17 protein-coding genes are annotated in these 24,486 nt (G+C 56.3%); 15 read left to right on the top strand and 2 right to left on the bottom strand.

Features of this window, described 5'->3' with window-relative positions:
- Positions 1 to 36: 36 nt before the first annotated feature.
- Both fliG and fliF read right to left on the bottom strand, forming a co-directional pair.
- Positions 37 to 1,041 (bottom strand): flagellar motor switch protein FliG, encoded by a 1,005-nt coding sequence (fliG, locus tag KUV72_RS15630; RefSeq protein WP_222162374.1) that lies wholly within the window; start codon positions 1,039 to 1,041, stop codon positions 37 to 39.
- Positions 1,034 to 2,767 carry a flagellar basal-body MS-ring/collar protein FliF gene (fliF, locus tag KUV72_RS15625; RefSeq protein ID WP_222239027.1) on the bottom strand — a complete coding sequence of 578 codons (1,734 nt, stop codon included), beginning with the start codon at positions 2,765 to 2,767 and terminating at the stop codon, positions 1,034 to 1,036. The genes fliG and fliF overlap by 8 nt, the downstream gene beginning before the upstream one ends.
- A 251-nt stretch (positions 2,768 to 3,018) precedes the next feature.
- Here fliF and fliE point away from each other — a divergent pair, with 251 nt between their 5' ends.
- The 15 genes from fliE to KUV72_RS20010 all read left to right on the top strand — a co-directional run bounded on the left by fliE (position 3,019) and on the right by KUV72_RS20010 (position 24,453).
- Complete coding sequence (fliE, locus tag KUV72_RS15620) at positions 3,019 to 3,354, top strand: flagellar hook-basal body complex protein FliE (protein ID WP_222239026.1); 336 nt, start codon at positions 3,019 to 3,021, stop codon at positions 3,352 to 3,354.
- A 185-nt stretch (positions 3,355 to 3,539) separates the two neighbouring features.
- Positions 3,540 to 5,228, top strand: coding sequence for a methyl-accepting chemotaxis protein (locus KUV72_RS15615; protein WP_222239025.1), 1,689 nt, complete (start codon positions 3,540 to 3,542; stop codon positions 5,226 to 5,228).
- A 194-nt stretch (positions 5,229 to 5,422) separates the two neighbouring features.
- Positions 5,423 to 7,318 (top strand): methyl-accepting chemotaxis protein, encoded by a 1,896-nt coding sequence (locus tag KUV72_RS15610; RefSeq protein ID WP_222239024.1) that lies wholly within the window; start codon positions 5,423 to 5,425, stop codon positions 7,316 to 7,318.
- A 1,553-nt stretch (positions 7,319 to 8,871) separates the two neighbouring features.
- Complete coding sequence (gene cysD, locus KUV72_RS15605) at positions 8,872 to 9,786, top strand: sulfate adenylyltransferase subunit CysD (RefSeq protein ID WP_222239023.1); 915 nt, start codon at positions 8,872 to 8,874, stop codon at positions 9,784 to 9,786.
- A gap of 209 nt (positions 9,787 to 9,995) precedes the next feature.
- Positions 9,996 to 11,909, top strand: a complete 1,914-nt coding sequence (gene cysN / locus KUV72_RS15600; protein ID WP_222239022.1) for a sulfate adenylyltransferase subunit CysN — start codon at positions 9,996 to 9,998, stop codon at positions 11,907 to 11,909.
- Positions 11,910 to 12,260: 351 nt separating this feature from the next.
- Complete coding sequence (locus tag KUV72_RS15595) at positions 12,261 to 12,545, top strand: DVU3141 family protein (RefSeq protein WP_222239021.1); 285 nt, start codon at positions 12,261 to 12,263, stop codon at positions 12,543 to 12,545.
- Between the two features lie 116 nt (positions 12,546 to 12,661).
- Entirely contained in the window at positions 12,662 to 14,353 is a 1,692-nt protein-coding gene (locus tag KUV72_RS15590) for a polysaccharide biosynthesis/export family protein (protein WP_261317529.1), read from the top strand.
- Between the two features lie 31 nt (positions 14,354 to 14,384).
- The gene (locus KUV72_RS15585; RefSeq protein WP_222239019.1) at positions 14,385 to 15,182 is read left to right on the top strand and encodes an ABC transporter permease; all 798 of its coding nucleotides are present in this window, start codon (positions 14,385 to 14,387) and stop codon (positions 15,180 to 15,182) included.
- 10 nt (positions 15,183 to 15,192) lie between these two features.
- Entirely contained in the window at positions 15,193 to 16,293 is a 1,101-nt protein-coding gene (locus tag KUV72_RS15580; protein ID WP_222239018.1) for an ABC transporter ATP-binding protein, read from the top strand.
- A 55-nt stretch (positions 16,294 to 16,348) separates the two neighbouring features.
- Complete coding sequence (locus KUV72_RS15575; RefSeq protein WP_222239017.1) at positions 16,349 to 17,431, top strand: chain-length determining protein; 1,083 nt, start codon at positions 16,349 to 16,351, stop codon at positions 17,429 to 17,431.
- A gap of 224 nt (positions 17,432 to 17,655) precedes the next feature.
- The gene (rfbB, locus tag KUV72_RS15570; RefSeq protein ID WP_222239016.1) at positions 17,656 to 18,723 is read left to right on the top strand and encodes a dTDP-glucose 4,6-dehydratase; all 1,068 of its coding nucleotides are present in this window, start codon (positions 17,656 to 17,658) and stop codon (positions 18,721 to 18,723) included.
- Positions 18,720 to 19,601, top strand: coding sequence for a dTDP-4-dehydrorhamnose reductase (rfbD, locus tag KUV72_RS15565; protein ID WP_222239015.1), 882 nt, complete (start codon positions 18,720 to 18,722; stop codon positions 19,599 to 19,601). The genes rfbB and rfbD overlap by 4 nt, the downstream gene beginning before the upstream one ends.
- Positions 19,602 to 20,061: 460 nt before the next feature.
- On the top strand, positions 20,062 to 20,949 hold the full coding sequence (gene rfbA, locus KUV72_RS15560; RefSeq protein WP_222239014.1) for a glucose-1-phosphate thymidylyltransferase RfbA: 888 nt from the start codon (positions 20,062 to 20,064) through the stop codon (positions 20,947 to 20,949).
- A 31-nt stretch (positions 20,950 to 20,980) separates the two neighbouring features.
- A complete protein-coding gene (gene rfbC / locus KUV72_RS15555) occupies positions 20,981 to 21,523 on the top strand; it encodes a dTDP-4-dehydrorhamnose 3,5-epimerase (protein ID WP_222239013.1) in 543 nt (180 codons plus the stop codon).
- Between the two features lie 23 nt (positions 21,524 to 21,546).
- The gene (locus KUV72_RS20010; protein ID WP_222239012.1) at positions 21,547 to 24,453 is read left to right on the top strand and encodes a glycosyltransferase family 2 protein; all 2,907 of its coding nucleotides are present in this window, start codon (positions 21,547 to 21,549) and stop codon (positions 24,451 to 24,453) included.
- Positions 24,454 to 24,486: the final 33 nt, after the last annotated feature.

Below are 24,486 nucleotides of genomic sequence, written 5' to 3'. Positions count from 1 at the left end.
GCCCGCGCCCCCTTGTCATGCGTCTTGTGCACGCCCCTAGACATAGGCTTCGTCGCCTCCACTGAGCACAATTTCGCCGTTGTCGGCGAGGCGGCGCACCACCTGCAGGATGACCTTCTGTTCGGCTTCCACCTGGGAGACCCGAATCGGGCCGCGGGCATCCATGTCTTCCTGCAGCAGATCGGCGGCACGCTGGGACATGTTGACCAGGAACTTGGCCTTGAGGGTTTCCGGAGCGCCCTTGAGGGCGATGACCAGACTGTTGGTCTCGATTTCCTTGAGCAGCAGCTGGATGCTGCGATCGTCGAGGTCGCCGATGTTCTCGAACAGGAACATCTCGTCGATGATCTTCTGGGCCAGGTCCTCGCTGTGGGAGCGCACCGTGTCGATGGCGGCCTCTTCCTGGGTGGTATTCATCAGGTTGAGGATCTCTGCCGCGGTACGTACGCCACCCATCTTGCTGCGTTTGAGGTTCTGCCCGTCGAGCATGCTGGTCAGCACTTCGGTGAGTTCCTGCAGCGCTGCTGGCTGAACGCCGCTGAAGGTGGCGATCCGCAGCACCACATCGTTGCGCTGCTTTTCGTCGAACAGTTCGAGTACATCGGCGGCCTGGTGGCGCTCCAGGTGCACCAGCACGGTGGCGATGATCTGCGGATGCTCGTCGCGGATCAGCTCGGCCACGGTGGCCGGTTCCATCAGGTTGAGGGCATCGATGCCGCTGCTGGTGCCGGCGGTTTCCAGCACGTCCTCGATCAGGCTCGAGGCGCGCTCGCTGCCTAGTGCCTTGGTCAGCACCGAGCGGATGTGTTCGCTGGAATTCATGTTGAGACCGATGAACTCCTCGGTCTCGGTGTGGAAGTCATGTAGGACCCGTCGCATCTCTTCGTGGGAGATCTGGCCGAGCTGGGCCATCTCCCGCGATATCTGCTGGATCTCTTTGGCATTCAAGTACTTGAATACCTCTGCAGCGCTATCTTCGTCCAGGGCAAGCAACAGCACTGCGCTGCGTCGAATGCCGCTCGAGGTTTCGATGCTAGTCATTGGCGTTCATCCAGCTGCGCACGATCATGGCGACCAGACGTGGGTCTTCCTGAGCCATTTCCCGCAGGTCATTGAGATTCTGTTCGTAGGCATTGGCCTTGCGCTTGCGTCGGTTGTCGCGGCTGTACGTGGCCGCCTCGTCTTCGCCTGACTCGCTGTCGCCATCAGCCTTGTGCTCGCCTTCGGCCTCTTCGTCGCCGACCCGGGCCGAGAAGGCACTGGGCATCGCAGGCGCTGGCGGGGTTTCCGTATAGCGGCGAATCAGTGGGCGCAGGACCAGCAGGTACAGCAGCAGTGCAGCCAGCAAGATCAGCAGGTAACGACCTATCTCCTTGGCCAGCTGGTGGACCATGGGGTCCTTCCACCAGGTCGGCTCGACCAGCGCATCCGGCTGGGTAAACGGACGGTTGACCACGGACAAGGCGTCGCCGCGCTCCTCGGAGTAGCCCATGGCCTGGCGCACCAGGGTCTCGACCTCGGCCAGTTGGGTGTCGGAGAGGGGCGTGCGGGTGGCTTCTCCGGTATCGTCGACGCCATCCTGATAGTTGATGACCACCGCGGCGGAGAGGCGCTCGATGCCTCCACGCTGGTGCTGTACGTGGGAGACCTGGCGGTCGACCTCGTAGTTGGTGACGTCATCGCGGCGAACTCGCTGGGCGCTGGCCTGTTCGTCGCCGGCGGTGTCCTGGGCGTTCCCCGGCTGCTCGGCGGCCGCCGGGTCGGTCTCTCCGTTATCAATCGGCGACGCGGCGGTGGTCGGGGCGCTGTTGCTCAGGGCACCAGGGATGCCGCTGGCCAGATCGCCCTGGCCATTGATGTCCAGGCTCGACTGGTGACTGCGCACGGCGGCCTGGTTAGGGGGCTGATTGGGGCCGTAGCGCTCTTGGGTCTCTTCACGCTTGGAGAAGTCGATCTGAGCGGTGATCTGCGCGTGCACGTTGGCAGGGCCCACCAGTGGCGCCAGGATGTCCTCGATCCGTCGCTGGTAGGAACGCTCGACCTCGGCGATGTAGTCGAGCTGGGTGCCGTCGAGCCCCAGCCCGCTGTGGCTGGCCGCCGACAACAGACGACCGTTCTGGTCGATCACCGTCACGTCTTCACCGGCAAGGTCGGGCACGCTGGATGACACCAGGTGGACCATGGCGGCCACCTGGCCTTCTCCGACTCGCCTGCCGGGCTCGAGGGTCAGCACCACCGAGGCCTTGGCCGGCTGGCGCTCGCGCACGAAAACCGAATCCTTGGGCAGCGCCAGATGTACCCTGGCATCGGCGACCGGGCCCAGCGAGGCAATGGAGCGAGCGAGCTCACCCTCGAGACCCCGCTGGTAGTTGATCTGCTCAGCGAATTGACTGATACCGAAGGCCTGGTCCTGCATCAGCTCAAGGCCTACGTTGCCGCCGTGGGGCAGGCCTTGTTCGGCCAGCTGCAGGCGCAGGGTGTGCAGTTGATCGTCCGGCACCAGCAGGGCGTGACCGCCGGCGGAGAAACGATAGGGTACGCCGCGACTGTCGAGCTCGGTGATGATGGCACCACCGTCGGCTTCGCTGAGGTTGCTGAACAGCACGCGATACTGCGGGCGTGAGGCCCACAGCACCAGGGCGACGATGAGCGCGATCGAAGCTGCCCCTGCCAGCAGCAGCGGAATCAAGGGCTTGCCACCCAGTCTTGACGTCAGTCCGGACAGGGGGCCCGCGCTGGTGGCTTTGGCGTCTGCCGTGGCGCTCATGGACAATTCCTGTGCGGAAGAGACGTGTAAAGTCGAGTCATTGGCATGACCGGTGGTCCGTTGGTCGAGTGGCCGCGGGCAATGCCCGGTTCTGTGTTGATGCCTATTATCGTGAGGCCTGGTCGAGCCAATGATTGAAATAGCCCATGTTTTGTCGGCCATTTACGGCGATGAGCAGAACGCAAGACTTGGTAGGCTTGCCTGCGACGATCGGGGAACTCCCTGCAGACTAACGAGCACCAGGACTTCACATGTCGACACCCGCGATGCAATCGGCTCTGGCCCAGATGGCCACCATGGCCCGTGATGCCGGTCAGGTTTCTGCGTCACAGCCTCCAGGCGTGCGCGATGGGGCCGAAGCCGACGGCGGCTTCGCCGATGCACTCAAGTCCTCGATACAGCGCATCAATGAGTTGAAGGCGACGGCCGACACCCAGGCCAAGGCCTTTCAGGCTGGCGTTCCGGGCGTCGAGCTCAACGATGTGATGGTCGACATGCAGAAGGCCAGCGTGGCTTTCCAGATGGTCCAGCAGGTGCGCAACCGCCTGGTATCGGCCTATCGGGACGTCATGAACATGCAAGTCTAGGCTGGTCTCTTACCAGCCCTATCCCCAGCCCGAGAGGCGCCTGGGCGCGAGGCAGGCTGTGCGTGAGCCGTAGGCGATTGCCTCGGGCGCCGAGTCCCGTTTCGACACAGTCTTGTCATCAATAGCTGGTATTCCTGCCGCACCCCTTCGCTCAAGAAACGGGACAACCAGGGAACCTTGCTCCGATGACGCCTCTTCGCTTTCTTTCCATTCGCACCGGCGGCCTGCTGGTGCTGGCGCTGTTCTTTCTCCTTATGGCGGGCCTTGGCGGGCTTGGCCTGTATGCCAACCAACAAGGCCGTGAAGCCTTCGACACGATGCGAGAGGAGCATGTCGAGCAGTTTCGGCTGCTCAATCTGGCTCAGACCCAGGTATTTCGCTCCCGCGTAGAGATGGACAGGGCGGCGCGACTGACGCGAGTCCCTTCCTTTGATCGTCCGGGGCCGGTCATCGAAGCTGCCGAGGCGCTGCTGACGGACGCCAAGCTGGCCTTTGACGGTTTTATGGCGTCGGACGCCAGTGAGGCCCTGTCGAGCAACAGGTCAACGCTGGAACAGCACTTTCGCTCGCTGGTCGGTACCGGCCTTGAGCTGCAATTGATGCTGCTCAAGGAGGGTGACCTGGGGGGCTACGATGCGGGGCAGTCCCGCCTGACGGCCATGAGCCACGACTTCGTGGAGGGTGTGGAGGCCTTTTCGGCCGAGGCGCTGGCCCAGGAGGCGCGGCTCGCAGCGGGCTTTCGCCACCTGGCGGACCGCATGAATATGGCGCTGGCCGCGACGCTGGGGCTGTCACTGCTGGTGTCTGTGTTGCTGGCCTTTGGCGTGAGACGTCACGTTCTTCAGCCGCTCAAGGCGTTGCTGCGCCACTTTGAGGCTTTGGCTCAGGGGCAGCTCGAGCAGCCACTGCCAGACCGGGGCAACAACGAGGTAGGGCAGTTGTACCAAGGCGTTGAGTCACTGCGTCTGGCCTTGGTGAAGAACGTGCGTGACATGCGCGAGACTAGCGACAGCCTCCGCCACAACGCTGAACGCATGCAGGATGATGGCCGTGAGCTGTCCCGTCGCACCCAGCAGCAGGCGGCGGCCCTGGAGCAGACGGTCGCCAGCCTGGAGCAGTTGACGACGACCGTGGCGCAGACGGTGGCCCATCTCGGTGAGGCCAATCGCCTGGCCGATGACGTGGGGCAGCGTGCTGCCAGCGGCAGTGAAGGAGTTGCCGCGGTGGCAACGGCCATGGCCGAGATTCAGCGTCACGCGGACCAGGTTCAGGCGATGGTCAAGCTGATCGATGATATTGCCTTCCAGACCAACCTGCTGGCCCTCAATGCGTCGGTCGAGGCCGCTCGAGCCGGGGAGCACGGTCGTGGATTTGCCGTGGTGGCGGCAGAGGTGCGCAGTCTGGCGGCGCGCAGTGCGGAGGCTGCGGGCGAAATTCGTGATCTGACCGGGGCGTCCAGTGCCAGTGTGGCAGTCGGCGCCCGGCAGTCCCGTGACGCTGATGCGTCCATTCAAGGCATTGCCGGTGCCATCGTCGAGCTGGGGGCGCGCATGGTGGAACTCGAACAGGCGGCTGGCGAGCAGCATCAGGGCCTGGATCAGCTCAACCAGGCCATGGCCGACATCGACAGCGTGACCCAACGCAATGCCGACATGGTAAGGCGCTCCAGGCAAGAGGCCGAGCGCCTGACGCAGACGGCTGTCGCGTTGATCGAGGCCAATGCGCACATGCGCCTTCCAGACACCTGCACGCATCTCGACGATGAGCCTTCCTCCCTGGCCCCGCCGACGTCAGCGGCAAGAACACAACGCCGGTGGCTGCCGCTGTTCAAGCGCCGGCAAGCTCTCAAGCCTCAGGGCATTGGAAGTGCATGACCTGGGTGTTGGCACAGGGGCGATCTCAAGGGGGCATGCTCCGGGGGCAATGCTAATAAGGGAGTCGTGATGGACCGGCCCGCCAGGCCGTCAATAGACCTTACCTGCGTTGATTAAAGGTGAGTGTGAAATAGCCGATAGAGCTTTTTGTCGACCTCGCTCACGCGAGGCCCACCCCCCTGACAGAGAGCGACATGATTCATTCATTGAGATTTCGGCTCCTGTTGACCACCGTGGCCGTCATCCTGGCGGCCCTGGTGATCAACGGCCTAGTGAACTTCAGCATTCTTCAGCATCATCAGGAGCGCCAGGTCGGTGAACAGCTGGCGTCCGTTGCCGAGGGCAACAAAGCCGCCATCGACGAATGGGTCATCGGCCATGGCCGGCAGCTCGAGGCGTTGGCGCCGGCGGTGGCCGTAGCGGATCCGATGAGCGCGCTACTGCAGCTTCAGGCAGGGGGTGGCTTTCTGACCACCTATCTTGCTGATAGTGCTTCTGGCGATGCCGTGTTTTCCGATGGCTGGGAAGCGCCTGCGGACTATGATCCGCGGCAACGCCCCTGGTACCTCCAGGCGGTGGCCGCGGAGTCCACGGTGGTGACGCCTCCTTATCAAGACGCCAATACCGGTGGTCTGGTGGTGACCTTTGCCACACCTTTCTATCGTCAGGGGAGCCTGGAAGCGGTAGTCGGTGGGGATATCATGATCGAGAGTGTGATCGATGTCGTGAAGGGGATCGCTCCCACACCCAACAGCTTTGCTTTTCTGGTGGACGGGGACGGCAAGCTGGTCGCACATCCCGACGCGTCGCTCAGCCTGGTCCCGGCCAGCGAGCTTGCCGAACGTCTCACGCCAGACTTCCTGGTCAGCCTGAGTGAACAGCAGTCGCCGATCGAGGTCGAGATCGGTGAGCGCCTGCGCAAGCTGTACGCCACGCCCATCGATGGCACGGATTGGCAGCTGGTGATCGCCCTGGATAGCCAGGAAGCCGGTGCCAGCCTCGCCCAGGTGACGCAGGCGTCGATCTGGACGCTGCTGATCGTTGGCCTGGTAGCACTGCTGGTGCTGGGCGTACTGCTTCGCTTCGCGCTTAAGCGGCTGTCCACCGCCAGGGATGCCATGGTGAATGTGGCCAGTGGCCATGGCGACCTGACCCGACGCCTGCCTGAAAGTGGCAAGGACGAAGTGGCGCAGATTGCAGCCGCCTTCAATCGATTTGTGTCGCGCATGGAGGCGGTGATGGTCACCATTCGCGAAAGCAGCGAGTCCGTGCGCGTGGCCGCAGGCGAGATTGCGCTAGGCGGTCAGGACCTGTCACGACGCAGCGAGTCGACGGCCTCGAGCTTGCAGCAGACGTCGGCATCCATCGAAGAAATCACCAGTACCGTGGCGCATACCGCAGCATCATCCAGGGAGGCTCGGCGCCAATCGGGTGAAGCGTCCGGAGTGGCCGAGAAGGGCGGCGAGGTAGTCGCTGAGGTGGTGGCAACCATGGAGTCCATCACCGAGTCGTCAAGCCAGATCGGCGCCATCGTCAAGGTCATGGATGGGATCGCCTTTCAGACCAACTTGCTGGCGCTGAATGCATCGGTAGAGGCCGCGCGAGCGGGTGAGCATGGGCGCGGCTTCGCCGTTGTGGCAAGCGAGGTACGCCAGCTCGCCACTCGCTCAGCCGATGCGTCACGAGAAATTCGTGGACTGATTGAGACGTCTGGCGAGCGAGTCGCCAGTGGCACGGAACTGGTGCGTCGGGCCGGCCAGACCATGGACGAAATCGTTCACCAGGTGGGGCGCGTCGCCTTGAGTCTTGACGAAATCAGCGTGGCTGCCGATGAGCAGAGCGAGGGCATCGCCCAGGTCAACATCGCCGTCGCTGAGCTGGATCGTATGTCTCAGCAGAATGCCAGCCTGGTCGAAGAGTCCACTGCCGCCACCGAACGTCTGCTGGAGCAGGCAGACCGGCTGGGTCAGCTAGTTTCGGGATTTACCCTGGGGACACCCGCGACCTTGACCCAGACCAGAGGGCCATCGCCGGCGCATATGCCTGATCTGTCGTCGTCCACTAGTGGCTCCGCTGCTACGGCCGTCTAACCCTTGAGGGCAGCCCCCCGACAACCCTATGGAGGAGCGATGCTGATACGAAGCGCCTATTCCGTGGGGGCTGTTCTGTGGGCGGCGTGCTCTGAGCGCGACTGGCCAGCGTGCCCGTCGCTTCTCTGGACATCTGGGTTCGTCGCCAGGTCCAGGGAGCGATGGGTATCGTACTTGTGACTGAGGCATAGGGCTGAGTGATGATGGTTTGCCGCTGTGTGGTAGGGGGCGATCATTGAGGACTCGGGCCTTACGGCTAAGTGCACAGGCAGAAGGAGAAAGGTAGTCACTCAAGATCTGTTGTGTCGATATCGTGTCGATGTCGTTTCGCGCTGCCGATCGAGGCTGCGGCCCTTCCATGCTTCCCCTGCTCATTGGCGTCTGACTTTCGTCGACGTCCTACGTTTAATGCCGTAGGGGCAACGCGTATCCGATGGTTGTCCTTATGGACGAAAAAGTTAACGAATTTTTTACAGTTATAGAGATTAATATATTAGTCCTGATGCTTTGAAATAGTAGTGTCGCGATTTGGTGTTTTTAGTCGTCTGCCATCTTTGCATAATCACTTTCGAATGAACTGCCTTCTGCTCTTCCGCGCCATGACGCAGTTGTCTTACCCACATCATGGTTGAGTCTTATTCAGCAAAGCGCCGATATTATTATCTGTCCAATAGTCGTAGGAAATAAGACGCTCACTTTGCTTTTGCAAAATTATACATTTCCAGCTTTCCTATATCTTGTTGTTTTTATTGATTTTTATCATTCTTTTCTATGCGTTTATTGATGCCGAGTTGCCGTCGTTATCGGGACGTATGACTTGGATTTATTTGTATCGGCATAATTATATGTCGCTGGATTACTCATTATGCCGAAGTCGTTTAATTTTCGTAGTGAATGGCAGGGTTGGCTGGATGATGACAGGCAAGATCATTAACATCCTCGGTTGTAACGTAAGACGGTTCTTTTGTTTAAAAGTGTATGAAGAACCGTGTAACAAAAAATTGTGCGGAAAGTGCTGTTGGGCACTGAAGTGGGCGAGGGGAAACGTCCGTGACATCCCCGGGGCGGTAGCGTGCTTTCAGCATTGTTCATGTATGTATCGTCCCATCGGCACGTCAGGCGGCGCACAATGATGCGTTGACACATAAGCCTTATCACTCAAGGCGCCATCACACAGGCACCAAGATAAGGGCTGCAGTAGCTGTAGTGTTAGGTAACGGTCAGACAACAGGGTCAGAAAGTAGGGTCAGAAAAAGGGGGCTTAGCAGGGCACCTTGGCATGGCGTTCATGGACCAGACATTTCACTGCCGCCGCAGGCCTCTGACGGTGTCTACGCCGGTCCGGCTGCTTCGGCCTGGGACACCCTTACTCGCACCTTCTCTTTCACTCTTGCTATAGCAGCCGGCCCCTCCCGCTGTCTCGCCGACGCGCCATGGCCGAACCGTTCCCCTGTACGTCCGATGTCATCTCCTCTCGCCTTCCTGATGACCCCCTTGCGACCGTATTTCTGGCGGGCCTAGGCCCGCCTTCGATTTCTTGAGGACTAGCTTCCATGGATCTAGCACCCGACAGGCAGACTCACCTGAGGCAACTCGAGGCTGAGTCGATCCATATCATCCGAGAGGTGGCGGCCGAGTTTCGGCGGCCCGTCATGCTGTACTCGATTGGCAAGGACTCGTCGGTGATGCTGCATCTGGCTCGCAAGGCGTTCTTTCCCGGGACGCCTCCGTTTCCCCTCATGCACGTCAACACGACTTGGAAGTTTCGGGAAATGATCGCCTTCCGGGATCTCATGGCCAAGCAGTCTGGCATGCAGCTTATCGAACACATCAATGAGGAAGGCGTCGCTGCCAACATTAACCCGTTTGACCATGGCAGTGCCAAGTACACCGATGTGATGAAGACCGCTGCACTCAAGCAAGCGTTGGACCAGCATGGTTTCGATGCTGCATTCGGTGGCGCGAGGCGTGATGAAGAGGCCAGCCGCGCCAAGGAGCGCATCTTTTCCTTTCGTGATCGCCACCACCGCTGGGAGCCCAAGAGCCAACGTCCCGAGCTCTGGAGTCTCTATAACGCCAAGATCAACAAGGGTGAGTCGATTCGCGTATTTCCTCTCTCCAATTGGACCGAGCTGGATATCTGGCAATACATCCACCTCGAATCGATTCCCATCGTTCCGCTTTACTTCGCTGCGCCACGCCCGGTGGTCGATAGAGACGGAATGCAGATCATGGTGGACGATGAACGCCTCCCCCTGGCTCACGATGAAGTTCCTCAACAGCGCTGGGTACGTTTTCGCACCCTGGGGTGCTACCCGCTGACCGGTGCGGTCGAGTCACGGGCCTCGACGCTACCCGAGATCATTCAGGAAATGCTGCTGACTCGCGCCAGCGAGCGAAGTGGCCGCGCCATCGACCATGACCAGGCTGGATCGATGGAGAAGAAGAAGCGCGAAGGCTACTTCTGACATCACGTCCTAGCAACGAGCCTACTTAGCAGCAGAAATAGGGCGCTTTAACGGCGACCTCCAGGTTGCATGCGTAGAGATAGTGACACCTCGCACCAGGGCGCGGTGCTCAACCCGTGGATGTTGGCTCTGCCTGGACAGCGTTGCTGCTGAGTTTACCTGCCGGCCGTTTTCCATGGCGGCATCCTCTCTTTCAACAGGAATTCTGTATGTCCCACCAGTCCGAGCTGATTGCCAACGATATCGAGCGCTATCTTCACGAGCATGAGAACAAGGACCTGCTGCGGTTTATCACCTGCGGTAGCGTGGACGATGGCAAGTCGACCCTGATCGGCCGCCTGCTGCATGACTCGAAGATGATCTATGAGGATCAGTTGGCGGCCATCACTCAGGCCTCTCGGACCAGTGGGACGACGGGGGATGAGGTCGACCTTGCGTTGCTTGTCGATGGACTGCAGTCCGAGCGAGAGCAAGGGATTACCATTGATGTGGCATACCGGTTTTTCTCCACCGACCGGCGCAAGTTCATCATTGCTGATACGCCTGGGCACGAGCAGTACACCCGCAACATGGCGACTGGGGCGTCGACGGCAAGTCTTGCCATTATCCTGATAGATGCGCGACATGGTGTGCAGACTCAGACGCGGCGCCATAGCTTCATCTGTGACCTGCTAGGTATTCAACATCTCGTGGTAGCGATCAACAAGATGGATCTGGTGGGCTACGACCAGAAGCGCTACCAAGAGATCGTTGAACAATATCAATCGGTTGTCGATCGTGTAAGCGCTCGAGATATCCGCTTCATGCCGATTTCAGCGCTCAAGGGTGACAATGTGGTGGAGCCAAGTAGGGAGATGCCCTGGTACGACGGGCCGAGCCTACTGGAGCTGCTGGAAACGGTGGAATTGCAGCATGATCAGAACTTGTGTGACCTGCGCTTGCCCGTGCAGTTCGTCAGTCGCCCTAACCTGGACTTTCGCGGTTATGCAGGCACGCTGACGTCTGGGATCTTGACGGCGGGCGCCACGATCAGGGTCCTGCCCCGGGGCACCACGAGTCAGGTCAAGCGCATTGTCACCATGGATGGGGATCTCGAGGCTGCGTTTCCGGGGCAGGCCATCATGGTCACTCTGGCTGGCGACATTGATGTCTCGCGAGGGGACTGGATCGTAGCTGCCGATGACTCGGTGGCTCTATGCGATGGTTTCGAAGCCGATATCGTCTGGATGCATGAAACGCCGTTGGAGCCTGGCAAGCTCTACGACATTAAGCTTTCCACACGGGACCTCGCCGGAAAGGTAGTGGCCATCGATTACCTGGTCGACGTCAACACCTTGGAGCAAAGACATGGTGTTCAGCTCGATCTCAATGCCATCGCGCGCTGCCGCCTGGAGTTGACAGCCGAGGTACCAGTAGATGACTACCGTCGCTACCCGGGCACCGGGTGTTTCATACTGATTGATCGGCTCACCAACCTGACTGTTGGTGCTGGCATGATTCATTGCCCTGTGGATAGCGAACTGCCATATGAGTTTCGCAATCATGACAGCAAAGCCAGCGTGGTCTGGAATCGCACCACGGTCACTAAGACCATGCGTGAGCGAACTAATGGTCATGAGGGCCGATGTGTCTGGTTCACGGGGCTATCTGGTTCTGGCAAGTCGACATTGGCGAATGCTCTGGAAGTCGAACTGAACCGACGTGGTTATCACACCATGATTCTAGATGGAGACAATATCCGTCACGGGCTATGCAAAGATCTCGGGATGAATGAGAGAGATAGAGCAGAAAATATTCGGAGAGTCGGCGAAGTAGCACGTCTCTTTGCAGAATCCGGCGTCATTGTGATAACGGCTTTTATTTCACCTTTTCGCGCAGACAGAGAAGCCGCACGAGCCTTGTTCGATCAGGATGGCTTTGTGGAAGTGTTCGTGGATACGCCCCTGGATGTGTGTGAGAAAAGAGACCCTAAGGGACTGTATCAAAAGGCAAGAGAGGGAAAAATCGCCGATTTCACAGGCATCAACAGTCCCTATGAAGCGCCCGTGGATGCCGAAATCGTTGTGGATACTGAGAAGATGAGCGAGAAGGACATTATTGCGAAGTTACTGAAATATATGTAAGCGTCTACCTAAAGCCAACTGGCGAGACTATCTCGGCAGTTCCGCCACGGTGATGTCGGGGTGATACATCTCTGTTAAACACGCTTTTCAGCTTGTGCAGATATGACAAGAAAGCGACATTATCGCGAGATCGGGAGCATGGTCGGACAATATAGGGGACGAAAGGTAGATGCGATGGATGATAAAGGGATGAGAACCGGGGGCGGGGCAGGAAGAGCAAGAAGCGCGGCCAGCAGGGCAATGTACCAGCGCAGTCAGATACGACTGTCTGCATTAGTACTGCTGTTACTTTGGATCTTGGGGGGATGTGCTCATTCGCCCATGGCGCCGACCCGTGATGACGCCAGCATTATGGCTACACCAACTGGGCGACCGTTAGATGCATCGCTGGCACGATTTCTGACAGACGCTAGTGCGGGTAGCGTCACGGTATTGCCGAGCAGCCCCTGGGGAGCCAATGCCGAGGTACAGGCAGGTGCCCCCTACTTTGCCGCGAGTCGGCGAATCTGCCGTCATCTCACGATACGACGCGCCAACGCAGAGCGAATGGTGGCGGTGGCCTGCCGGGGTGAGCAAGGTAACTGGACCAGTGATCGATTGGTGACAGCGCTGTATAACGGAGCGGAGACCTGGTGATGGCGTACATGGACGGTACGAGCGAGGGACGTGAGTTGTGTGGCCGAGCTGGAGCAGCGGAAGCAGACAGCGAAGGGATGAGCGGTCGAACCGAGGTAGGCCTGCGGGCACACATCATGTCTCTCATCATGTTGGCGTGGCTCATTGTGCTGCCGGTCGCCGCCATGGCACAGAGCCTAGTGCTGCCGAACGACATTCTGCCAGACGCCCAACGGCAGGAAGCCGTTGAGGCGATTGACGACCGGCCCCGCACAAACTGGCATAACGATCACTATGGCCCCGTGGCTTCTTCGCCTACCTCCAGCACAACACCCAGCGTTGACCTGTTGCCGCCCTTTGGCGACAACCTTTTCGCGGGAGGGTTCCGCGGCACTATGGCGGACGGCTTGAATCGCGACTACCGGATCAAGCCTGGTGACCAGGTGACATTGAGGGCCTGGGGCGCGGTGGAGTTTGATCGCGTGGTACCTGTGGATGCACAGGGAAATATCTTTCTGCCCTCTATAGGTCCGCTTGCGGTGCAAGGCTTGAGTCACGGTGAGCTGGATGCCAGGGTGCGGGCTGCCATTCAGAATATTTACCCCGAAAATGTGCAGGTCTACACCAATCTTCAAGGTGTCCAGCCCGTGGGCGTCTATGTGACCGGCTACGTTCATAGCCCGGGTCGCTACGCAGGCACACCATCAGACTCGATTCTGTACTTTCTTGATCAGGCCGGCGGCATCGACAACGCTCTTGGCAGTTATCGCCGGGTCAAGCTGATGCGCCAAGGCCAACACTTAGCCAGCTTCGATCTTTATCGTTTTCTACTGGACGGCAGTATTGCTCGGCCCCAGCTTCGCGATGGCGACACTATCGTGGTGGAGGAGCGCGGGCCCTCGATTGCGGTAACGGGAGACGTGGAGCGTGCCTATCGCTACGAGCTGTTGACGAACCAGTTGAGTGGCAGTGAGCTGGTCACCTTGGCACGTCTGAAAAGTGGGGTATCGCATGCTTTGCTCAGGGGGCAGAGAGCGACCGGCCCGATGGCGACGTATGTGACACTGGCGGAGTTTATGGGCCGCCAGATCCGGCCCGGCGATGAGGTCATCTTCAGCGCTGATCATCAGGTAGACACCATTGTGGTGACGTTGGAAGGGAGCTTTATGGGGCCATCTCGATTCGCTCTCCCTATCGACGCTCGCTTGGGTGAGCTGTTGGATGCGGTCGCCGTCCAACGAAACCTATCTGCCAGCGGCAATGTCTCGATTCGCCGAGAGAGTGTCGCTCTCCAGCAGAAGCAGGCATTGGAAGATAGCTTGCGTCGTCTGGAAACTACCTATCTCGGAGCATCATCCGCTACTGACGAGGAAGCGCAGATACGGGTTCGTGAAGCTGAGTTGATTCAGACCTTCGTAGCTCGAGCTCGTGAGTTGGAGCCTAGTGGGCGGCTCGTGGTGGCCAGCGATCAAGGGATCGCGGACATCAGATTGCAGGACGGTGATGTGGTGACCCTGCCCGAGGCGTCGGATTCGGTGCTGATTAGTGGTGAGGTCATCGTTCCCCAGGCGATGGTCTTCCAGACGGGAGCTGGGCTTGGCCACTATCTTGAGGCTGCAGGCGGGCTGACGCAGAGGGGAGATGACGACCATATTCTGGTGGTCAGGCAGAACGGCGCCGTGCGGAATGCGGATGATGTTGCGCTCCAGCCTGGAGATGAAATTCTGGTGATGCCCAAGGTACCGACCAAGAATCTCCAGCTGGCGACGAGCCTGACGCAGATTCTCTATCAGATTGCCGTGGCCACCAAGGTGGCTGTTGATCTCTAGAGTAGCGGCGGATCGAGGGGAGTGCGCAGACATGACTCGAACGGCAACGCGGCATCCCTGGGTGGTGACACGAAGTGTGTGGTATGCCCTGTTCTTGCGGGAGGCCATTGCCCGCACCATGACCGACCGCATGGGGTGGTTCTGGATGGTGGCAGAACCGGTTCTCTTCACGCTGATCATGGTAGGTATCCGAAGCTTTATTCATGCGGATAGTCTGCTAATAGGCGCGCCCTTCCTGCCGTGGATGGTGGTCGGCCTGATGGGGTTCTTCCTTGTGCGAGAGGGTATGACCAGAGGTATGGGAGCCATCAGGGCGAGTCAGGCACTGTTTGCCTATCGCCAAGTCGTGCCTAGTGATCCTGTGATGGTGCGAGTTGCCCTGGAGGGGCTATTACGGTCTTTTATCTTTCTTATCTTTATCGTGGGCGGCCTACTTCTCAAGGAAGAAGCTATGGCCCCAGACGATGCGCTGATCGCACTGTCCTGGTGGCTGTCGCTGTGGCTACTGGGACTGGCACTAGGGCTGGTCGTATCTGTATTAGCCACTCTGGTAGCTGAAGTGGCTATTGTCCTGAAGATGGTGATGATGCCACTTATGATATTGTCGGGCGTGATCTTTCCAATTCAGGTAGCCCCCCACTGGGCACAGAAATATCTGCTACTGAATCCTGTGGTGCACGGGCTTGAATTCCTAAGAGAGGGATTTTTCTCGTCATACGGAAAGGTGCCGGGTAGCAGTAGTGTGTACTTCTGGTTGGTGACGCTGGCCTTAATGTCTCTTGGCTTGATATTGCATCTTCGCTTCAAGCATCAATTAGTGGCGCAATGACCAAGACGCCATGATAGAGATAGAGCACCTTTACAAACGATATCACCATCACTTGGTCAGGGACTGGGTGTTGAAGGACATCCACCTGACGATCCCGACCGGGGTCAGCGTGGGTGTATTGGGAGGGAATGGCGCGGGCAAGTCCACACTGCTTCGACTGATCGCGGGAATGGATACGGCAGAACGGGGTTGCATACGGCGTCACGTCCGGGTGTCCTGGCCGATGGGACTTGCGAGTGGGTTCCAGGCGAGCCTGACTGGCCGTCAGAACGTCAAGTTCGTGGCGCGCATTCATGGCGGGCGCAGGGATGTCAGTGATGTCATTCAGAAGGTTGCAGAATTTGCCGAGATTGGCGAAGCCTTTGATGAACCGATTCGAACCTACTCTAGTGGCATGCGCTCTCGACTCAATTTTGGCCTTTCACTCGCATTCGACTTCGATGTTTATCTATCGGATGAAGCGACGTCCGTCGGAGACCGGGCCTTCAGAGCCAAGGCCACTCAAGCCTTCAAGGAACGAGTAGGACGCTCAAGCCTGATCATGGTGTCTCACAGTGAGGGCATATTGCGAGAACTCTGCCAGGCTGGGATCTATTTGAAGGAAGGCCAGGCCTTCTGGTTTGATGATATTAATGATGCTATCACAGTATATCATCATGACAGCGATCAGGTACCTGAAGCACGTGCCCTCACCAGCGTCAATGACACGGCCGTGTTTCCTCAAATGGCTCCAGGCCAATCAGAATCTTCACCTGCCGTCGCTGATCCTAAGACGTCTCTCCCGAACGCCGAACGTCAGCGCCTTGCACGTCAGCTCGCCGAAGATAAGGAGGCATCACGCAGTTCAGCCAAACCGACTAAAGGACTTGAACAAATGCCGCTTGATGCGTTGAGAAGGCTGCTGAGGAAGCGTCGCCATAGCATGATGCGCTGGCAGGCACGCTTGGACGAGTTGGGGGGCACTGTCACGGCAGGCGATCCTCACCGTAATGGAAAGTTGCACGAAAGCCTGGTTCTGCGTCGCAACATCGCGCGAGACCGTCTGCACGAAGTTCGCCGAGCGATCCAGGCCAGAGACCCAGCACATCAAGGTCATGGAACATCACCATGATGACAGGCCCCAGGAATAGCTTCCGTTGGGGCATCGCCACCAAGGAAGAAATACGATGCTGCGATGGTTGAGGGGTCGGCCCCACTGGCTTGTAGCTCTCTTATCGATTTTAGTTATGTCATTCTACTGGCTTGTATGGGCTGAAGATCGTTATGTTTCAGAAGCCGTTGTGGTGCTGGAAAGCCCCCAGATTGCGCCTCAAACATTTAGTCTTTCGAGTATTATTTCTGGTGCGAATATCGACAGCGACATGCTGCTTTTGAGAGAGTATTTGCTTTCCGTAGATATGTTGAAGCTGGCAGATAGACAGTTAGATTTGCGTTCACACTATAGTAAAAACGGAGATTTTCCGGCTAGGTTGTGGAACGCGAATGCAGCGATAGAAGACATGCACGAGTACTATCTCAAGCGTGTGCGCGTGTCACTCGATGACTATGCAGGCGTACTCAAGATTGAAGTTCAGGCGTTCACTCCAAGTTTTGCTCAGCGGCTAACGTCTCTTTTACTCGAGGCAGGTGAGTCTCACATGAATGCCATTGGGCAACGTCTTGCCGAAGAGCAGGTGCGATTTCTTGAGGTGCAGGTTGAACGTCTTTCTCATCGACTTGATGAGAGTCGGGAAGATCTACTCGACTACCAGAATACACACGGACTGGTATCGCCGACATCGACAGTCGATAGCCTTAACCAGGTTGTGGCAAGTCTGGAAGGCGAATTGGCCAGGCTGCAGGCACGACGGAGTGCATTAGCTAGCTTTTCCAGCCAACGCTCAGCAGACATGGTCAGAGTAGAGAGTGAAATTACAGCGCTACGGCAACAGATCGATCAGGAGCAGGAACGGCTTGCCAAGGCAACAGGAGACTCCCTCAACCGGTTATCATCTGAATATCAGCGGCTTGAGTTGCGCGCTCGATTTGCACAGGAAACCTACTCTAGCGCACTGACGGCCCTGGAGGGAACTCGCATAGAGGCTGCTCGTAAGTTGAAGCAAGTGAGTGTGCTACAGAGTCCTCTTCTTCCAGAATACGCCACCCGGCCAGAACGACTTTATAACCTTTCGATCTTTGCCATCGTGACAATATTCATTGCTTTTATTGCTAGTATGCTGTGGATGATTATTCAAGATCATAGAGACTAATGTGAAGCCAAGACTTCCCTCGACCATTGGTCCCACGCATTCTAGGCTGATGCGAAAATCTCTGACATTTATAGAGTGATAAGCGAATAATAGCTTGTCGGCCATCACGCCTGGTCAGCGTTATTCGTACCACTATCACCTTCTTTCGGCTAGCAGTGGTCATCCCGAAGGGATGCTGTCCACGGAGCCAGGCCGACCACTTGCACGACTACCAGGGGCGCTATATGACCAAGACCTATCTTGTTACCGGAGGGGCTGGCTTTATCGGTTCGGCTGTTGTCAGAGAGCTGATTGCCAATACCTCTCATCGCGTCATCAATGTCGACAAGTTGACGTATGCCGGGAACTTGGCCTCTGTCGCCTCAGTGGCGTATGACGCTCGCTATACCTTCGAGCGAGCTGACATTTGTGATACCGACGCCATGGCAAGAATTTTTGAGCAATATCAGCCTGATGTGGTCATGCACCTGGCCGCAGAGAGTCATGTCGACAGGTCCATTGAAGGGCCGCGGGAGTTCATCCAGACCAACGTAGTGGGGACGCTGACATTGCTTGAGGTAGCGCGTGCGTATTGGGTTCGCACCAAGCAAATAGCGGAAGGCAAGGCCAGGGGGTTCCGTTTTCACCACATCTCCACGGATGAGGTATACGGAGACCTGGACGATGATGGTAGCCTTTTTACTGAAGAGACTCCCTATGCTCCCAGCTCCCCCTACTCGGCCAGTAAAGCAGGGTCAGATCATTTGGTTCGAGCATGGCTTCGCACCTATGGGCTTCCCTGCATTATCACTAACTGCTCCAACAACTATGGTCCTTACCACTTCCCTGAGAAACTGATTCCGCTGATGATTCTCAAGGCGCTAAAAGGAAGCCCCTTGCCGGTTTACGGTGACGGAGGTCAGGTGAGAGACTGGTTATATGTGGAAGACCACGCCCGTGCTTTGGTGCAGGTGGCGACTGAGGGAGTGGTGGGTGACACCTACAATATTGGTGGCCACAATGAAAAAACCAATCTGGAAGTAGTGCACATGCTCTGCGACCTTTTGACAGAGATGGCGCCATCCAGATATCACTATCGGGATCTTATTACCTACGTCCGCGATCGACCAGGGCATGACCGGCGTTATGCCATCGATGCGTCGTACATTCAGCGAACGCTTGGCTGGACGCCGCGGGAGACCTTCGAATCGGGACTGCGCAAGACCGTCGCCTGGTATCTCGCCAACGAGCGCTGGTGGAAGGCAGTACAGGATGGAAGCTATCGTGCCGAGCGACTGGGTGTACTGTCATGAGCATAGTGTTGCTGGGCGCGTCTGGTCAGGTAGGACATGAGTTGCGCAAGGCCTTGGCGATTCATGCTGACCTGCAGGCACCCACCCGTTTGGAGCTCGATCTCGCCGAGCTAGGTCAGGTGCGAGCCTATCTATCCCATCACCGCCCTCAGTGGGTGATAAATGCCGCGGCTTACACCGCTGTGGATAAGGCAGAGACCGAGACCGAGCTCGCCTTTCGACTCAATGCAGAGCTACCAGAGTGTCTCGCCAAATACTGTGTCGAGCGCGACATATTGCTGACGCATTACTCCAGCGATTATGTGTACCCAGGCGACGGAGAGCATTTCTGGAAGGAAGATAGCCCGACAGGACCGTTATCCTACTACGGGCGGTCAAAATTGGCGGGCGACGAGGCGGTGCAGGCCAGCGGTTGTGCGAGCCAGATATTTCGTACCAGTTGGGTGTACAGCGCCAGGGGCAATAACTTCATGAAGACCATGCTGAGACTTGGTCGTGAGCGTGACACCCTATCTATAGTCGATGACCAAGTCGGCTCACCGACGCCCGCCCGCTTGATTGCGGACATGACGGTATGGGCTTGTCAGCGATATCTGGATGATCAGGAACTGACAGGAATGTTCCACCTAGCACCGCGAGGAGAGGTGTCATGGTACGGTTTTGCCCAAGAGATCTTTCGTCTAGCGAGAGAGGCGAATACCCCACTCGCGATAGATGAGGCGGCGCTGGTGCCCCTAGCGACTGACGAATATCCCACCGCGGCGACGCGTCCTTCTAACTCCCGTCTTTGTCTTCGCCGTACTGAGAGCACCTTCGGAGTGAAACTGCCACATTGGAAGGAGCAGCTGGCCCTAACGCTGACAGATTACCTGAAATAATAAAGCGTTCGAAGTAACTGCTGTTGACGTCCTAGAAGGGGCGTGTTTTCGCGACTCTGAGTAAAACCTTCCATAACGCTAATTCTCAGGTTGCTTATTTTCATCCCGATTCTACCATTCTCATTTTCCGCTGTCTAAAAGAGGTGTGTTGTACACAATACACTGCAGTACTGGCCCCTTTATATTGTCGATATCGTTTCATGAGCTAGAGGGCGAATGAAGCGATTGCAAGAGTTGTAAAGTCATCAAATGGTCGATAATTTGATTTAGCAACACAGCTTCCTGGTCTGTCTCAGTTTTTTTAAAATGTAATGTGCTGCCTTCTTTGACATTTAGTACCGCCTTCCCCTTCGTCGCGTTTCTACCGTGTCACGTACGTCGTCGACAACTCACTTAATGTTAGCCACACGCTTATAAAAATAGCGTGCCCAGTGGTCAGTATTCCCAGAGGTCATTCACCATGAATCGTAAGGGTATTATCCTTGCCGGAGGTTCCGGCACACGTTTACATCCTATCACCCACGGCGTGTCGAAGCAGCTGCTTCCGGTCTACGATAAGCCAATGATCTACTATCCGCTATCCGTTCTGATGTTGGCGGGAATACGTGACATTCTTGTAATATCCACGCCCGAGGATCTGCCCGTATACCGCCAGCTACTGGGGAACGGTGAAAAATTCGGTGTTTCCCTTAATTATTCCATTCAGCCGAAACCCGAGGGACTTGCTCAGGCGTTCATCATCGGCGAGGACTTTATCGGTAGTGATCCGGTCTGTTTAGTTTTGGGCGATAATATTTTTCACGGGCAACATTTCTCAGAGCAGTTGTTGAGGGCGTCAGATCAGTGCCGTGGAGCTACCGTCTTCGGATATTTCGTTAAGGATCCGGAGAGATTTGGTGTCGTCGAGTTTGATCAAAGCGGCCGTGCTATATCGATTGAGGAAAAACCGACACGTCCGAAGTCATCCTATGCAGTGACCGGTCTCTATTTTTACGACAATGATGTTGTCGATATTGCTAAGAGTGTGAAACCTTCCGCCAGGGGAGAGCTGGAAATCACCTGTATCAATAACGAATACCTGGAACGCGGTCTCCTGCATGTAGAGCGCCTTGGAAGGGGCTTCGCATGGCTAGATACCGGAACACATGACAGTCTTCTCGAAGCCGCTCAATACGTACAGACGGTAGAGCATCGTCAGGGGCTGAAGATTGCGTGCCTTGAAGAAATTGCCTGGACCCAGGGGTGGATTAGTGACGAGTTCCTTTTAGACCAGGCCGCAGGGCTAGCCAAGACGGGCTATGGGGCCTATCTGAAGCAATTGGTGTCGGCCAAGGCAGTTGGGCTCTGACAGGCCAAGTATCGATGAAAGGGATAAGTTAATGAATGCAGAGAAACTGGCAATACCCGACGTCGTATTACTAACACCTAAAGTTTTCGGCGACGAGCGGGGATTCTTTATGGAGACATTTCGCCAAGAGCTTTTTAATGAGCACTGCGGCGATCAGCAATTTGTACAAGATAATCACAGTCGATCAGAGCAATATATCCTGAGAGGACTTCATTATCAGATTAAGCAACCACAGGGCAAGCTGGTTCGAGTCATTCGGGGGGAGGTGTTTGATGTTGCAGTTGATATGCGACGTAATAGTAACACCTACGGAAAATGGGTAGGTGCCTTTCTTAACGAAGACAACAGGCAAATGCTGTGGGTGCCACCAGGGTTCGCCCATGGTTTCTATGTTACCAGTGACCAAGCTGAATTTGTGTATAAATGTACTGATTATTATGCCCCCGGTGATGAGGTGTCGATTCGTTGGGACGATAAGACACTATCGATAGATTGGCCTCTAAGTGGCGGTACTCCGCGTGTGTCTGACAAGGACGCACGAGGGATGGCTTTTATCGATGCCCCCAGCTACTAGATGATAGATAGGGAGTGGAAGTAGTGGATGATGAATCAGGGCAGGGGCAGGCCTCCTCAAAGTATCCGGACCTGACGAATTTGGCGTTATCAGCAAGGCTACGGCGTATGCAGACCTCCCTCAGCTGGCGCGCGACCAAGCCTCTTCGTGACTTGGGTGGTTTGTATCACAAATACATCAAGAAGAGCAGCCGACTGGACCTACTGCCCATCCACGAGCTGCAACTCATCACGAGAGATAACCGCGTCATCTGGGTGGCGGTAGGGGATGATCCTCAGTTCTTGTTAACACCGCTCAATCCGGCAGTCTTGAAACAAGGTGGCTGGTTTAGTCTAGAGTACGACTTCTCCGCGCTCTTTGCAGTCGAGCAGTGTCTGTATCTCGACTACGGCGACGGCTTCCAGCCTGATGTAGTGTGGACCCGCAACATCGCCAAGCCAGGTCGGCAACGCCTTGTCCTCTATATTCCGGTAGGGACGCAGGGTCTGCGGCTTGATCCCATGACACGACCCGGCGAGTTCCAGCTCGAAGACCCTCTGCTGAGGCGAATCGACCCACCAAAGCTGGATCGTCCTTGGTCGGGCATCGATGGCTTTCTCAAGTGTTGCGAAGGTTGTGCTGTCAGCCTGACTGAGGCCCAACAACTCGAGCGATGTCTTGACGGGGAATACCATTGGCGATCCCATGGAACCGATCCCGCATTCATCGTTAGCCGACGTGCCCAGGGCAGGTTGAGTGAGGGCTGGTGTCGAATCGAGTTCATCATCACTGGTGAGTACCAGCATCAGGTCGCCAAGCTTTATATCGACTATGGTGAAGGGTTTACGGAAGATGAGTCCTATCCGGTGCCGTTTCAGTCTGGCGCCGCCACCACTAGGGTGCTGCGCCTGTCTGGAGATGTTGTCAATATTCGTTTCGATCCATGGGAGCGGGAAGGGCTGTTCAGACTCGAGCGACTGTGCATTGATAATGTTTTGGAGGATGACGCTCAGAGAGACATTGCCATCAGACTGGCGAGCAGTCGCCCAGAGTATTCTGGCCTCTCGGCTTCGGATATATGGTCGGGTAAGGTCAATGACATCTTGATGCAAGAAGACGATCATCATGATGAATCCACGAGGGTTCCGCAGTCGGAAGACAATATCAAGGACCTAGAGTGCCCAGGGGATATCCTCCATCGACTGATGGAGCACTACGCAGAAAGCTTCATTGTTAATGAGGCTGAGCTTTCTTATCAGAAATGGATTGATGAGGTCGAGACCCTAAACTTACCCAGCAGAGACACAATTAAGGAATTTGTTTCGAGGACATCATCACCTGTCGTTATTTCGATTCTGGTTCCTGTTTACAATACCGATGAGTATTTGTTGGCACAGTGCATTGAGTCCGTTATGGCCCAGTCTTACCCTCATTGGGAGCTGTGTCTTGTCGACGATGCCTCGCCGTCACCAAGTGTATCAAATGTACTGAAGGCGTATAGTGATAGAGACAAACGCATCAAGTACAGGGTGCGCGAAGATAACGGCCATATTTCTAGAACCACCAACGATGCCCTTGCACTTGCAACAGGAGAGTATGTGGCGTTGCTGGATCACGACGACGAACTGGCAGTAGATGCTCTGTATTTCATTTCAAAAGAACTTTCTGAACATCGCGATGCCCAAATTATCTATAGCGATGAAGACAAGATTGACTTCGCGGGTATGCGGTGTGAGCCCCACTTTAAACCAGACTGGAATGTAGATCTCCTGTATTCACAGAACTATGTTTCGCACCTGGGGGTTTATCAACGAGCGCTTGTTGAAAAGATCGGCGGTTTTCGCGTAGGTGTGGAAGGTTCTCAGGACTACGACCTTGTCTTGCGGTGTCTACCCCACGTGCATCCGGACAGGATTCGACATATTCCTCGTGTACTGTACCACTGGCGTGCTATTGAAGGTTCCACTGCGCTGGCTGAAGAGGGAAAGGATTACACAACATCCGCGGGAATCAAAGCACTGCAAGATCACTTTATGTCCTCTGCGATAGAGGGAGCAATGGTTCAGCAGGGGATGGTGGGAAATACCTATCGTGTGCAATGGCCAATTCCTCAACCTTTACCGCTTGTGAGTATGTTAATTCCTACCAGAGACAAGAAGGAAGTTACTGAGCTGGCGGTTCGTAGCATCCTTGAGAAGACGCTGTATTCACATTACGAAATAATTATTCTTGATAATGGTAGTGTAGAGCCAGAAACTCATGAGTTTTTTGAAGAGATTCAGCGAGAGGACTCCCGTGTAACGGTGGTACGCTATGATCATCCCTTCAACTACTCTGCGATCAACAATTTCGGTGCGACCTTGGCCAAGGGAAGTATCATCGGATTGATTAATAATGATGTAGAAGTGATCTCGCCAGAGTGGCTCGGGGAGATGGTATCTCACGTCTGTCGAGAGGATGTAGGTTGCGTGGGAGCCAAACTGTACTATGGCAACGACACGATTCAACATGCCGGTGTTATTGTTGGGCTAGGGGGTGTTGCTGGTCACTCTCATAAACATTTTCCCAAAGAATCTGGTGGCTACTTTAATCGGCTCAAGGTCGTCCAGTCTGTGACGGCGGTGACGGCAGCCTGTCTCTTAGTCAGAAAGGATGTTTATGATGAGGTCGGTGGACTTAACGAAAATGAATTGAAAGTTGCGTTCAATGACGTCGATTTCTGTTTGAAGGTGCATGCTGCAGGGTATCGTAATATTTGGACCCCCTATGCCGAGCTTTATCATCACGAGTCTATCAGTCGCGGTGCGGAGGATAACCCCGAGAAGGTCGCCAGATTCAATGCAGAAATCGAATATATGAAAAGCTCATGGGGCAAAATTATTGATCATGATCCAAGTTACAACCCCTGCCTGACAAAGAGTCGCGAAGATTTTTCCATTGGAGGACGATAATGACTGCTGTCTTAAAAACCACTGGCGGAGCTA

This window comes from Halomonas sp. DP4Y7-1 (assembly GCF_019800705.1).
In the GTDB taxonomy this organism is placed as follows: domain Bacteria; phylum Pseudomonadota; class Gammaproteobacteria; order Pseudomonadales; family Halomonadaceae; genus Halomonas; species Halomonas litopenaei_A.
The sequence above is the reverse complement of the archived record's forward strand: the minus strand, read 5'-3'. Positions and strand labels throughout refer to the sequence as shown.

Bases quoted from the DNA above. Each gene is read 5' to 3' on its own strand.
- KUV72_RS15610 (WP_222239024.1), top strand. From the start codon at position 5,423: ATGATTCATTCATTGAGATTTCGGCTCCTGTTGACCACCGTGGCCGTC.
- rfbA (WP_222239014.1), top strand. From the start codon at position 20,062: ATGAATCGTAAGGGTATTATCCTTGCCGGAGGTTCCGGCACACGTTTA.
- KUV72_RS15585 (WP_222239019.1), top strand. From the start codon at position 14,385: ATGACTCGAACGGCAACGCGGCATCCCTGGGTGGTGACACGAAGTGTG.
- fliG (WP_222162374.1), bottom strand. From the start codon at position 1,041: ATGACTAGCATCGAAACCTCGAGCGGCATTCGACGCAGCGCAGTGCTG.
- KUV72_RS15580 (WP_222239018.1), top strand. From the start codon at position 15,193: ATGATAGAGATAGAGCACCTTTACAAACGATATCACCATCACTTGGTC.
- rfbD (WP_222239015.1), top strand. From the start codon at position 18,720: ATGAGCATAGTGTTGCTGGGCGCGTCTGGTCAGGTAGGACATGAGTTG.
- fliF (WP_222239027.1), bottom strand. From the start codon at position 2,767: ATGAGCGCCACGGCAGACGCCAAAGCCACCAGCGCGGGCCCCCTGTCC.
- rfbC (WP_222239013.1), top strand. From the start codon at position 20,981: ATGAATGCAGAGAAACTGGCAATACCCGACGTCGTATTACTAACACCT.
- KUV72_RS15615 (WP_222239025.1), top strand. From the start codon at position 3,540: ATGACGCCTCTTCGCTTTCTTTCCATTCGCACCGGCGGCCTGCTGGTG.
- cysN (WP_222239022.1), top strand. From the start codon at position 9,996: ATGTCCCACCAGTCCGAGCTGATTGCCAACGATATCGAGCGCTATCTT.
- rfbB (WP_222239016.1), top strand. From the start codon at position 17,656: ATGACCAAGACCTATCTTGTTACCGGAGGGGCTGGCTTTATCGGTTCG.
- KUV72_RS15595 (WP_222239021.1), top strand. From the start codon at position 12,261: ATGGCTACACCAACTGGGCGACCGTTAGATGCATCGCTGGCACGATTT.
- fliE (WP_222239026.1), top strand. From the start codon at position 3,019: ATGTCGACACCCGCGATGCAATCGGCTCTGGCCCAGATGGCCACCATG.
- KUV72_RS15590 (WP_261317529.1), top strand. From the start codon at position 12,662: ATGTCTCTCATCATGTTGGCGTGGCTCATTGTGCTGCCGGTCGCCGCC.
- cysD (WP_222239023.1), top strand. From the start codon at position 8,872: ATGGATCTAGCACCCGACAGGCAGACTCACCTGAGGCAACTCGAGGCT.
- KUV72_RS15575 (WP_222239017.1), top strand. From the start codon at position 16,349: ATGCTGCGATGGTTGAGGGGTCGGCCCCACTGGCTTGTAGCTCTCTTA.